Source organism: Paenibacillus physcomitrellae, assembly GCF_002240225.1.
Lineage (GTDB): Bacteria > Bacillota > Bacilli > Paenibacillales > Paenibacillaceae > Fontibacillus > Fontibacillus physcomitrellae.
The window spans coordinates 2,758,180-2,769,964 of sequence record NZ_CP022584.1 but is presented as its reverse complement, the minus strand read 5'-3'; the positions used below and the strand labels follow the sequence as shown (position 1 = coordinate 2,769,964).

The 11,785-nt window shown below is 54.5% G+C and carries 9 protein-coding genes; 3 read left to right on the top strand and 6 right to left on the bottom strand.

Annotation, left to right across the window (positions count from 1 at the left end; translation table 11 throughout):
* Positions 1 to 147: 147 nt before the first annotated feature.
* Positions 148 to 777: a molybdenum cofactor guanylyltransferase gene (gene mobA / locus CBE73_RS12605; protein WP_094094505.1), complete on the top strand. Its 630-nt coding sequence runs from the start codon at positions 148 to 150 to the stop codon at positions 775 to 777.
* Between the two features lie 127 nt (positions 778 to 904).
* On the opposite strand, the gene CBE73_RS12600 is transcribed toward mobA, so the two are convergent.
* The 5 genes from CBE73_RS12600 to CBE73_RS12580 form a co-directional block, all read right to left on the bottom strand.
* Positions 905 to 4,111: an efflux RND transporter permease subunit gene (locus CBE73_RS12600; protein WP_094094504.1), complete on the bottom strand. Its 3,207-nt coding sequence runs from the start codon at positions 4,109 to 4,111 to the stop codon at positions 905 to 907.
* Positions 4,112 to 4,147: 36 nt separating this feature from the next.
* Positions 4,148 to 5,095, bottom strand: a complete 948-nt coding sequence (locus CBE73_RS12595; protein WP_094094503.1) for a TetR/AcrR family transcriptional regulator — start codon at positions 5,093 to 5,095, stop codon at positions 4,148 to 4,150.
* 83 nt (positions 5,096 to 5,178) lie between these two features.
* Positions 5,179 to 5,493, bottom strand: coding sequence for a DMT family transporter (locus CBE73_RS12590; protein ID WP_094094502.1), 315 nt, complete (start codon positions 5,491 to 5,493; stop codon positions 5,179 to 5,181).
* A complete protein-coding gene (locus tag CBE73_RS12585) occupies positions 5,493 to 5,828 on the bottom strand; it encodes a DMT family transporter (RefSeq protein ID WP_094096292.1) in 336 nt (111 codons plus the stop codon). The genes CBE73_RS12590 and CBE73_RS12585 overlap by 1 nt, the downstream gene beginning before the upstream one ends.
* A gap of 117 nt (positions 5,829 to 5,945) precedes the next feature.
* Positions 5,946 to 6,551 carry a TetR/AcrR family transcriptional regulator gene (locus tag CBE73_RS12580; protein ID WP_094096291.1) on the bottom strand — a complete coding sequence of 202 codons (606 nt, stop codon included), beginning with the start codon at positions 6,549 to 6,551 and terminating at the stop codon, positions 5,946 to 5,948.
* A gap of 191 nt (positions 6,552 to 6,742) precedes the next feature.
* Between CBE73_RS12580 and cls the strand changes: the two genes are divergently transcribed.
* Positions 6,743 to 8,251, top strand: a complete 1,509-nt coding sequence (gene cls, locus CBE73_RS12575; protein ID WP_094094501.1) for a cardiolipin synthase — start codon at positions 6,743 to 6,745, stop codon at positions 8,249 to 8,251.
* Between the two features lie 167 nt (positions 8,252 to 8,418).
* On the opposite strand, the gene CBE73_RS22430 is transcribed toward cls, so the two are convergent.
* Positions 8,419 to 10,092 carry a phospholipase D family protein gene (locus tag CBE73_RS22430; protein WP_229752701.1) on the bottom strand — a complete coding sequence of 558 codons (1,674 nt, stop codon included), beginning with the start codon at positions 10,090 to 10,092 and terminating at the stop codon, positions 8,419 to 8,421.
* Positions 10,093 to 10,550: 458 nt separating this feature from the next.
* Here CBE73_RS22430 and fni point away from each other — a divergent pair, with 458 nt between their 5' ends.
* The gene (fni, locus tag CBE73_RS12565; RefSeq protein ID WP_373286383.1) at positions 10,551 to 11,603 is read left to right on the top strand and encodes a type 2 isopentenyl-diphosphate Delta-isomerase; all 1,053 of its coding nucleotides are present in this window, start codon (positions 10,551 to 10,553) and stop codon (positions 11,601 to 11,603) included.
* The last annotated feature ends 182 nt before the right edge of the window (positions 11,604 to 11,785 follow it).

Below are 11,785 nucleotides of genomic sequence, written 5' to 3'. Positions count from 1 at the left end.
AATCTGCGCCATTCCTTTCTAATAGGTAGAAACAACGCCTGAACCTGAAAAAAAGGAGGCGTTTGCATTAATGTATCACGGCTTTTAGGTTGTTACAAACCAATTTTTGCTTGATCTATAACTTAATGGGTAAAGGGCGGTGAAAGGATGAACAGGCTTGGAATCATTCTGGCCGGCGGCCAATCCCAGCGGATGGGGCAGAACAAAGCCCTCCTGCAAATCGGAGGCAGAACGGTGATCGGTACGATTATAGAAGCTATGTCCCCGGTGTGCGGGCAAATGGTCGTCTCCTCTATGCATCCGGAGCTGTATGAGTTTACAGGCCTGCCGGTTATCCCGGACAGGTATGAAGGAGCAGGCCCCTTGGCCGGCATTCATGCCGCTCTGAATTATTCTGGACAAGAATGGAATTTGGTATGCTCTTGTGACCATCCTTTTGCAAGCCGGACGCTGTTTGAAGGACTGATAGACCTTGCGGAGCAGGCGGACGAGAGTGTTGAGGCCGTGATTCCCGTTTATGAGGGAAGAATCCAGCCTTTGGTCGCTGTTTACCGGAGACGATCGTATGCCCAGCTGGATTATGGCCTGGAGCAGGGAGAGCGCCGGGTTCTGGACTGGATCAACCGTTTGAACGTGAAGCAGATCGAGATCGGCGATTGGCCGGACAGCGAGGGCCGGGAAGCGGGGCTGGCTTTGTTTAATATGAACCGTCCCGAGGACTATACGGAGGCGCTCCGGCTGGCGTCCAAGCTTGAGCACAAGGCAAGGCCGCAGTAGGTTCAGAATGTCGAGTTTGTGGAAAAAGAAAAAGGGAAGCCCGAAGCATTCAGCTTCGGGCTTCCCTATTATTGATTTCTGCCTTCCTGCCGCTTAAGAAGCGGCCTTGGTCCGAACAGAAGATGAATTAATCTTCCTGCTCAGCCAGGCTGCGGCGGCGGAACTTGGCGAGGAATTCGTACACAATCGGTACGATGACCAGCGTCAACAAGGTAGAACTGATGAGGCCGCCGATAACGGTCACGCCAAGTCCTTTGGAAATGACGCCTGCGCTGTTCTCCCATCCGAAGACGAGCGGCAGCAGAGCGCCGATTGTCGCAATGGCCGTCATCAGAATCGGCCGGAGACGGGTAGCGCCGGCTTCCAGCAGGGCTTCCCGGGTAGACAGGCCATCGCGTTCTTTATGAATGACGCGGTCGATGAGAACGATCGCGTTCGTAACCACGATACCGATCAGCATGAGCGCACCCATCAGGGACGAGACGTTCAGGGTATCGCCGGAGATCAGCAGCGCCAGAAGCGCTCCAATCACCGTGAACGGCAGGGAGAACAGGATCGCAAACGGTGCAAGCGCGCCGTGGAAGGTCACGATAAGGACAAAATAAACAATCGCAACCGCTGCGGCCATCGCTAGACCGAGTTGGGTAAAGGTATCGTTGATCTGTTCGGTGACGCCGCCGAATTGGACGGTCACGCCATCCGGTTTGGTCAAGCTGTTGATTTTGGACTCAAGGGCTTTGGAAACGCCGCTGACATCGCTTGCCAGAATGTTGGCTGTAATTTCAACGACCGTTCTGCCGTCGATGCTGGAGATCGCATCCGGAGACGTTCCTTTGACTACTTGAGCAACATCTTTAATCGGTACCTGCATGCCAAGCGGCGATGCGATGGTTTGATTCTCGATGTCGGTAATGCTGTTATAGGTTTTGTTATCGGTCTTCACATGAACTTCGTATTGTTTGCCGTCAATGTCTACGCTGGTCAGTACCGGCTCGGTCGTAACCGGAGCCAAAGCCATAGCGAGCTGCCCGGCTGTCAGACCCAATGAGCTGAGCTTCGACTGATTGGCCATAAGCGTGTACTGGTCGTAAGCATCCGACAGGCTGGATTCCGCTTTGGCGAAATTGGCCGTATCGTCCTGAACAAGCTTGAGCACTTGATCGGCAAAAGGTTTGATCTGCTCGATATTGTCTCCGAACACCTGAACAGTCAGCTGGCTGCCGCCAAGACCGCCGCCGCCCGCACTCAGCTCGGACCAGGTGCCGTAAGGAACTTGTTCCGTAAGTTTGTTGATCAGATCTTCTTTCACTTTGCTGAAGTTCTTCGTATCGCTCTTATAGTTGGCGAAGAACAATCCCGACTTGGAAGGTCCCGGGCTAAGCGGGTTGCTGCCTCCAATGGAATACTGCATGCTCACTACGTCAGGCTGATCGAGGAAAATTGTCTCGGCGTCCATGGCATGTTCTTTCACTTCGTCCAGGGTAAGTCCCGGTTCCGGCGAGAAGGTTACCATGACGGTTTTGTCTTCCTGGTCAGGCAGGAAGCTGCTGCCGATGAACGGTGTCAGGAACAAGCTGCCGATCAGCAGAACAACAGCCAGGCCGAAAGTAATCAGCTTGTGGGACAGAGACCAGGCCAAAACTCGTTTGTAGCCGTTAGCCAGTGCGCCCGGTTTCTCCTCGTGATTGTGCGTCTTCTTCAAGCCCTTGCGGAACAAGGAATGAGCCAGCGCCGGTACTACTGTAATCGCCACGATCAGGGAAGCGAGCAGGGCGAAGACCATAGTCAGAGCGAATGGCGTGAAGAGCTCGCCGACCATACCGCTGACGAAAGCAAGCGGCAGGAATACAGCGATCGTTACGATCGTTGAGGAGAAGATCGGAACGAACATTTCGCGGGTGGCTTCAAGAATCAGCTTGCGCCCTTTGAGCTTCTCGCCGCTCAGGGACAAACGCCGGTAAATATTCTCGATAACGACGATCGAGTCGTCCACTACCCGGCCGATTGCGACCGTCATAGCGCCGAGTGACATCATATTCAGCGTAATATCCATCTGACGCAGCCCCAGAATAGCAATAAGCAGCGACAAAGGAATAGAGATAATGGCAATAATCGTAGAGCGAAGGTTACGCAGGAAGATCAGAATGATCAGAACCGCGAACAAGGCGCCAAACAAGGCTTTGAACAGCATGGTATTAACCGAGTCTTCAATCGGCTTGCCTTGATCCAGAAGTACGGTCAGATCGAGATCCGGATAATCCTTCTTCAATTGACTTACTGTATCTTTAACCTCGTTGACTACGTCAACGGTATTGGCATCATTGGATTTGACGATCTGGATACCAAGAGACTCTCTGCCGTTGGTACGGGAGATGGATTCGGCTTGGCCGATCACCTCGATTTTGGCGATCTGATCCAGACGGACGGTCGGCAATCCGGCTGCTGAACCGGCCTGACCTTGACCTGCACCTGCGCCGGAAGTTCCACCGCCAGCTGCGCTTGTATCCGCGCCACCGCCTGCAGCCGCTCCGCCGTTACCGGCAGCAGCGCCGCCCGCAGCAGGACCCTGTCCGGCGGAACCAGCGGATGGAACCAGCGGAATTTCAAGCTTCTTCAAATCGTCCAAAGTAGTGATGTTCCCATCAACAACAACCGCTGTCTGGGATTTGTCCAGTTCGAACAAGCCCAGTGGCGCATGCACGGCAGAGGCCGCGATGATCTGCTTGACGGAATCTTCCGTTAAACCGAGTTCAGCCATTTTGGCTTTATCGTAGGTAAGCTCGACATTTTTGGTATATTGTCCTGCGATCTGTACGGAAGCAACGCCTTCCAGATCTTCGAGCATCGGCTGAATATCGGTTTCGGCCAGATGCGTCAGCTGTTCCAGATCATTGGCCCCGTTGGAAGCAAGACTCAGGGAGATAACAGGAAGAGAACTCAAGCTGAATCTGGAAATCTGCGGCTTCTGTGCGCCTTCAGGCAGCGTTACGCTGTTTAAAGACTCCCGCAGTGCGGCAGAAGCGTTGTCCAGATCAGCTCCGTAATCAAATTCGACCTGAATGGAGGAGGCGTTCTCCATGGAGGTTGACGTAATCGTCTTCACGCCGTCCAGATTGTGGAGTTTCTGTTCCAGCGGAACGGTAACTTCGTTTTGCACGCCTTCCGGCGCGGCTCCAGGATAGACGGTGGTGACGGTCAGAAACGGGATGTTGATGTTCGGGATTGTCTCCTGTTTCATAGTCAGGCCGCTGTACAAACCGCCGGCTACAACGATAATCGTCAGGAACCAAACGGCAAATTTGTTTCTCAGCGAGAAATTAATAATGCCTTTCATAGCAGGTTTCTTCACTCCTTAGGGCTTTCTCTTATTTTAGTGGTTATTACTTGGATGGGCTCCGAGAGAAGCCAGAACAAGCTGTTTCAGCTCCAGGTAGGTGCTGCGCGCTGCTTCTTCTTCCTCTAAATAGCTGAGGTTATGCAGCATGCCGGTCAAAATAGCCTTGCGGGGCTCCGGTCTCAGAAATTCCTCCTCCAATATGGATAAGGTTTCATACGCAGCTTCCTGCACCTTGGTTTCAGACAAGTTCTCCGTCAGCTCTTGGCGAAGCTGCTGAAGGACCAGGAGCGGGTGACGCGGAGCCTCCGGAAGCTCATCCTTCTCTCTCTGAATCCATTCGTCCAGCGTTTGAGGGGGGATGAGGGGCGCCGATCCGCCATTCATATACAGATTGGCGGTATGATCGAACAGCTCCATCAGATGCCCGGCCACTTTCTCAAGCGAGAACGGAAAGGATGAGAATATGAGCATCAGCTGGATGCTGGAGCCGATCATGCCGTTGATCAGCAGCAGCATATCTCCGATATAAGGAGAGATACCCGGCCCATAGATATCCAGCAGCTTTTTCTGCATCAGAAGCAGCAGTCTTAAGTTGTTGCGGCGGATATGTTCATGCTCAAGAGGCAGCTTTCCATTTCGCGAGTGGTCCATGAACTGCATTTTCAAATATTCCCGCAGCTCCACCACCTGCTGGAGCAGAACGAGAATTTGCCGATACAGCCGTTCCCGCGGACTTAACCCTGCTTCATGCTCCACCAGGAGCAGCTGGTCCTCCAACTTCTTCAGGCAGTAAAGCGATATGGCCGTCTCCAGCTCCTCTTTGGACTTGAAATGGAGGTACAGACTACCTTTCGAGATGCCGCAGGCATCGGCGATATCCTGCATGGAGGTGGTGCGGGCCCCCTGGGTGGAGAACAGCTTGAGCGCCATTTGTAAAATCAATTGTTTCTTATCTGCCGATCGATCCGACAAAACGATCATGCACTCCCCTCTGACTTGCAAGTTCTCTTAATGACTTAATAGTCAAAGTTGATTATAGTATAAAAAAAAGCCCATTACAAATCTCATGTAATGAGCTTTAAGCCTACGGCCGAAGCCAAAATAACAGCGATGCATAACATGCGCGGCCAGCTGCGGGATTCCCCGTACAGAAACATGCCTACCAGCGCGCTGCCTACGGTGCCGATTCCGGTCCAAACGGCATAAGCGGTGCCCATTGGCAGGGAACCCATAGCCGAGCTCAGCAGCGCGAAGCTGCCGGCGAAGGAGCCGAACATCAGCAGATAGGACGAGAAGGCTCTCCGGCGGACAATCCGGTTCATGCCGATGACCCCCAGAACCTCGCAGCATCCGGCTAATACAAGAAAAATCCAGGCCATCAGTGCTCCGCCTCCTCTTGCCGGTCAGTAATCAGCTTGAGCCCCATGACGCCGCATAGCAGCAGGGCGATCAGCAGTACCTTGAGCGGTGCGAAGGGCTCATGGAAGAAAATCATTTCAGCCAGCACTGTGCCAGCCGTGCCCAGCCCGGTGAAGACGGCGTACACCGTCCCGACCGGCAGCCGTTTGGAGGCTTCTATAATCAAATAGAAGCTGGCGGCAATAGCAAGCAGGGTGCCCAGCCACTCCCACCAGCTGGAAGCATGCTTCAGTCCGGAGACCCAAACCACCTCAACCAGGCCGCCGATCAGAACGTATAACCAGTTTCGGTTCATTTTATCGAAAGCTCCTTTGCTCTTCGTGATGATGCGATCAGATGATGAATACATTGCATTGCCGATTTCTGGCAAGGTCAAGGTCATTTCTGCCGGGCAGAGCTGCGACCGCCTGGTTTATCCCTCGATTCCCCGCCAGTAAACCGGCCAGGCCAGCCCAAGTCGGCGCTCGGAACGCTCGGGGTAATCGTAGAGCATATCTACAAGCACGCCGTCCGCCAAGGTCATGTAGGCCGCAGCCGCCTGAACGGGGTCTGCAATGACCTTTCTGTCCGGCGATTCGGCCGCACCAGCCACACCGGCCGCTTCAGACTGAAAGATCCGGGTCATCCGCTGCTCCATTTCATCAAGAAACGGATAAGCGATGTCCAGCACCTCGGCTTGCAGAGATTGCGGTGGGAAATAACAGGTCCGAAGCAGAAACTTCAAGTCCTGATTATGGCGGTACTGCTCCAGCAGCAGGACAAGCAGTCCTTTCAGCCGCCCCTCCAAAGGCTGCCTGCGGTTAGCGGCGTAATATCGGTTCATACCGCGCTTAGCCTGCGCAACCGAACGCTTCAGCACCTGAAGGAACAAATCTTCCTTGCTCTGAAAATGCGCGTAAATCGAAGGTTTCTTAATGCCGCACAAATCGGCGATTTCGCGCAGAGAAGCTCCGTCGAAGCCTTGGGCGGCGAAACAATCCCTTGAGGCGTCCAGCAGTTTGGTTTTTCCGCTGCTCATGGTCAATATCAATCACCTTCCTAACGATCGTTAGGTAAATTTTTTCACGAAGAACCTCTTTTGTCAACTGAATTCAAAAACCTGACATTTCATGATGAATTTTGTTAGGAAGAATTTGTTTGTTCGTGTAATATAGACTAAGGCATATCTATAGCAAAATTTTTGGATATAGACAGATCAAGGGGAATGATATGAGAAAAGGGATACAGATATTTTTCATAACGGTCATATTAATTATTTTCTATCTGTTCGGCTTTAATTTCTTCGGGAAATTCGGCGGCACGCTGCTGAGTATCTTCCAGACGCTGACGGTGATTACGATCGGGCTTGCCATCTTTATGGAGAACCGCAACCCGTCGAGCACGCTTGCCTGGATCTTAGTCCTTGCGCTGCTGCCCGTCGTAGGCCTGGTTCTGTATTTCCTTATCGGACAAAACTATTTCAGAAGGAAGAAATATGACAAGAAGGCGATGGAAGACCAGGAAGCTTATGAGCGGATCGACCATAACGGCCTGATTATTAAAGGCGAGGATACCCGTTTCTCGCATGATCAGCAGAAGCTGCTGCGCCTCTCGCAGAAAATGGCCCGGACTCCTGTCTCGCTGGCCAGCCGGACCTGGGTGCTGACCAACGGTGAAGAAACCTTCTCTTCGCTGCTCCTGGAACTGAAGAAGGCGACTCACCATATCCACATGGAATATTACATTTACCGCGCGGATGCGATCGGCCGGGAAATCCAGCAGACGCTGATTGCGAAAGCCAAAGAAGGCGTCGAAGTCCGCTTCATGTATGATGCTGTAGGAAGTATTGGCCTGCCCAAGTCCTTCCTGAAGGAAATGCGGGACGCAGGCATTGAGATCGGCATTTTTGGCGCCGTCCGCTTTCTGGCCTTATCCAGCCGGGTGAATTACCGGAATCACCGCAAAATTGTAGTTATCGACGGCAAAACAGCCTTCATGGGCGGCCTTAACGTCGGAGACGAATATTTGAGCCGCAGCAAAACGTACGGCTTCTGGCGCGACACCCATATGCTCGTCAAAGGTGAGGCGGTGCGGACGCTGCAAATTATTTTTCTCCAGGACTGGAAGTATGTTACCGGTCAAACCATCATGGGGCTGGAGTATTTATCGCCCGAGCTTGAGCGCAATTGTACCGGCGCTGTGCAGATTATTCCCAACGGTCCGGATAACGAGAACGACTCGCTCAAAAATATCATCTTCAGCATGATCGTATCCGCCGAGAAATCGATTTGGCTGGCGACGCCTTATTTCATCCCGGACGACGACATTCTGACGGCGCTGCAGGTGGCGGCTCTTGCAGGGCTGGACGTGCGTATTCTGTTCCCGGCCAAGCCGGATAAATGGCTGCCTTTCCTGGCCTCTCATTCCTATTTCCCGTCGCTGCTCGAAGCGGGGGTCAAGATTTATGAATATGAGAAAGGGTTCCTGCACTCCAAGCTGCTGATTGCCGATGGCAGGCTGGCAACAGTTGGCACCGCTAACATGGACATGCGCAGCTTCCATCTGAATTTTGAGGTGAATGCGCTGCTTGTCGGCACGGAAAGCGTGGACAAGATGGTCGCCGATTTCGAACGCGACCTGTTATCGACCCATCTGATCGAACTAAATGCTTTCATGCGGAAAAAGATCGTGGTGCGGTTCATGGAATCGGCCGCCCGCCTGATGTCCCCGCTGCTTTAGAAATGCTGCGGTGATCACGATCGCTGAACCGCCTAAGATGGTCCGTCCGTATTTCTAAAAGGCTGACCGACTGTTAAACAAGATAAAAACCTCCAAACCCACTTAAACCGTGGTTTTGGAGGTTTTTTGTGTTATCCGCTTGGCTTACGTTGAGCAGGGCTCTACCCTTAATACGTTGTGAAGCCCAGCCAGTTCTGCAGGTTAAATACAATCTCTTTAAACCACACGCTCTTCTGCCGATAAGCCTTGTAATCCAGCGAGTAGGTAGCTCCATCGTTGTTCCAGAGCCGCTCGAAATACTGGTCGACCGAGCGGACCACCTCGCTGCTCTGCGGAGCTGCAATCCATAAGGCGTTCTCCAGGTTGTAGTCCCTGAGATTCCGCGGGGTCAGGTTGGCCGATCCACCGATCAGAATGCCCTCGCCCGAGGCTTTAGCGGCATAGACCAGCTTGGTGTGATACTGCTCTTTGGTGGTGTTGTACCAGCGGATTTCGATCCGTCCCTCCGAGCGGGAGACCAGCTTCTCGGCGACCGGCCGGTTTGGAATGCCCGTCTTGTCGCGGCCGAAGGCATTTTCATTCGGGTCGAGCAGCAATTTGACCGCCACCCCCCGTTTGGAGGCGTTCAGCACAGCCCGGATCACCTTGGAGTCGCCCAGGTAAAACATGCCCATCCACAGCGTATCCCCTTTGCCAAGCTGATCGAGGGTCTCGAGCACACGGCTGCTAATTTTCCCTTCGGTCAGGTATCGGACGCGTATCCCGCTCCCGTTTGTCGGAGCGCTTACGGCTGGCGGCGTCGGCCCCGGCACGATTGATGCCGGGGCCGATGGTGAAGCGGGCGCGGGAGTAGATGCAGATGCCGCGGCTTCTACTGCTGGAGCTGACCGGGATGCCGATACCGATGAGTATGCCAATGCCGATGAAGCAGCGCCAACTTCGTCGCCCAGGCCGGGCAGCTTACCGCCGCCCGAGAAGCGGAGCACGGACTGCTCGGTTTGCAGGATGTCCGCGCTCAGGGGCTTGGACTTCACCTCGAAAGCGATATTCGAATGATAAGCGCTGGCGTTATGTACGTTCCCGGTTGAGAGCAGCGCGCCGTTCTCCGTGAGGAGCACCTTCCGGTGATTAGCTTTCACGTTCAGCAGCTTCAAATAAGAGCGAAGAGTAATTTTCGGGCCGTCTGACGCCATCAGATTCGGAATCCAGCCGTTTCCGCGCTGGCCGAACCACTGGAAGAAGGTTCTCCACACAGCAGAATAAGCAGGCGTGGGATCGCGCAGCGGATTCACATCTGTAATGGCGACGCGGATACCGGCCTGCTTGAGCTGTTCAAACAGCTTATTTGGAGCAGAGCCATAGTTGATGTTGATTTCATCCGTAATCACAAGCGCCTGAAGCTTGGGGTACTTCTTTTTCTGATCGATAAGCCTCCGCACCAGCTCTCCGCTGACGTCCGGGAAAACAGCGCCTTTATGTACATAATCGTTAAAAAGGAACATATCCAGGACGATATATTGCCTGGCCTCGCCCGCCATTTCATACATGCGGTCCACAATATTTCGTTCCTGGTGGATTCCGCCCTGCCCGTCCGGGTAAGTCAGATCATATAGAAAATGGACGCTGGATACGGTATACTCGGGGCTTTCATAGGACACGCCGCGGGGCAGCGGTTTATGGGTCTGATACACGATGACGCCTGCCAGCCACAGCACCAGGATGACGACAAGTCCTGCAAGGGACAGGGCGGTAAGGCGTTTGCGCCGGCGGGCGGCAGCTGGTTCATCAGATACTCGGTCCGGCCAAGCCATTCCGGGCTTCTGGTCCTTGCGGCTGTTCATGTCCTTCTCCTCCTTGAGGGTAACTTGTGGTTTCCGTGCCATTAATATACCTTGAACCGACGTTTTTGAAGCAAAAGTGCTTAAGTAGATCCTTCATTTACGCCCCTTAGGGCGGGAGCAGCTTTCTCTTGCATTCAGAGTCAAAAATGATTACTGTTTACCCTATGACCGCCCACAAACCGAGTCGACTTTCGAGGCTGGTTCGGCAAGCGGGCAATGAACGTAAAGGAAAGAAAGGAAGAAATCAAGTGAAGCAGCGGCAGCGGAACGGGAATATTTACAGAGGACGGAGACGTCAGGGGAGATGGCAGGAACTAGGCAAGGAAAGCCTGCAGGAAGAGCGGAAGGAGATCCGGGAGGGAGCGCAGAGGGAAGCACAAAGAGAAGCACAAAGAGAAGTGGAGAAGGACGCAGGCACCGGGGAGGCTGCTCATGTCACTACAAGAAAGCTCCAATCCCTGCTTTCGGCCTCTTCCGCAGCTGTGACGGATACTTCAGGACGGAAGACGGAGCATATCCGGATTGTTCTGGAGGAGGACGTGGAAGGTGCCGGGATTACGACGGGATTGGAACGGTACCGTTTTCAGCATAATGCCCTGCCGGAGCTGGACTTTGATGCGATTTCCCTGGACACGGAATTTCTTGGCCACAAGCTGCGGGCGCCGCTGCTGATCAGCTCCATGACGGGCGGAAGCGCAGTAGGCGGCTCGATTAATGAGCGGCTGGCGGAAGCCGCCGAACACCGGGGCTGGGCGATGGGGGTTGGTTCGGTGCGGGCCGCGGTAGAGCGTGCTGAACTGGCGTCCACCTTCGCTGTACGCCGGTTCGCGCCGACCATCCCGGTGATTGCGAACTTGGGAGCGGTGCAGCTGAACTACGGTTTCGGCACCGAAGACGTGCGCCGGGCAGTCGAGATAGCGGAAGCGGACATGCTGGTGCTGCATCTGAACAGCCTGCAGGAGGTGTTCCAGCCGGAAGGGAACACAGCTTTCGGCGGGCTGCTGAAGCAGATCGAGCGGCTGTGCCGGGAGCTGGAGGTTCCGGTCGGCGTCAAAGAGGTCGGCTGGGGCATCGACGGCGAGACGGCGCAGCGGCTCCATTCAGCGGGAGCAGCCTTTATTGATGTGGCAGGTGCGGGAGGCACTTCCTGGAGCCAGGTGGAAAAATACCGCAGCGCGGACACGCTCCGCCGCATGGCCGCGGACACTTTCGCCGGCTGGGGCAACCCGACCGCCGACTGCGTCCGCGAGGTTCGCGGACGGCTGCCGGAGGCGGCCCTGATAGCCAGCGGCGGCCTGGTCAGCGGCCTGGACGCGGCCAAGGCCATCGCGCTTGGCGCCGATCTGGCCGGATTTGGGCGGGCGCTGCTTGCTCCGGCGGTGACATCGGAAGCGTCGGTGGACGAACAGCTCGCCCGGACTGAGCTTGAGCTGCGGGTGGCGATGTTCGGGATCGGCGTGAGCACGATCCGGGAGCTGCAGGAGACGCAGCGGCTTGTCCGGCTGCCTTGACTGGAAGGCAGCCCTTGTCCGCCGGAGGAACAGGCGGACGCGCGGACTTTTTTTCGCACATAAACACAGGGTCCGCAAGCCTTGCCCCCGTATTTGATCTAATATATAATAAATAGGATTGTTTGAAGGCAAGTTGGAAGAGACAGACAGGAATCCATTTTACGTATTATGAGGAGTTGTCA

Excerpts from the sequence above, each read along its gene's own strand:
- mobA (WP_094094505.1), top strand. The coding sequence starts at position 148 with ATGAACAGGCTTGGAATCATTCTGGCCGGCGGCCAATCCCAGCGGATG.
- CBE73_RS12600 (WP_094094504.1), bottom strand. The coding sequence starts at position 4,111 with ATGAAAGGCATTATTAATTTCTCGCTGAGAAACAAATTTGCCGTTTGG.
- CBE73_RS12595 (WP_094094503.1), bottom strand. The coding sequence starts at position 5,095 with ATGATCGTTTTGTCGGATCGATCGGCAGATAAGAAACAATTGATTTTA.
- CBE73_RS12590 (WP_094094502.1), bottom strand. The coding sequence starts at position 5,493 with ATGGCCTGGATTTTTCTTGTATTAGCCGGATGCTGCGAGGTTCTGGGG.
- CBE73_RS12585 (WP_094096292.1), bottom strand. The coding sequence starts at position 5,828 with ATGAACCGAAACTGGTTATACGTTCTGATCGGCGGCCTGGTTGAGGTG.
- CBE73_RS12580 (WP_094096291.1), bottom strand. The coding sequence starts at position 6,551 with ATGAGCAGCGGAAAAACCAAACTGCTGGACGCCTCAAGGGATTGTTTC.
- cls (WP_094094501.1), top strand. The coding sequence starts at position 6,743 with ATGAGAAAAGGGATACAGATATTTTTCATAACGGTCATATTAATTATT.
- CBE73_RS22430 (WP_229752701.1), bottom strand. The coding sequence starts at position 10,092 with ATGAACAGCCGCAAGGACCAGAAGCCCGGAATGGCTTGGCCGGACCGA.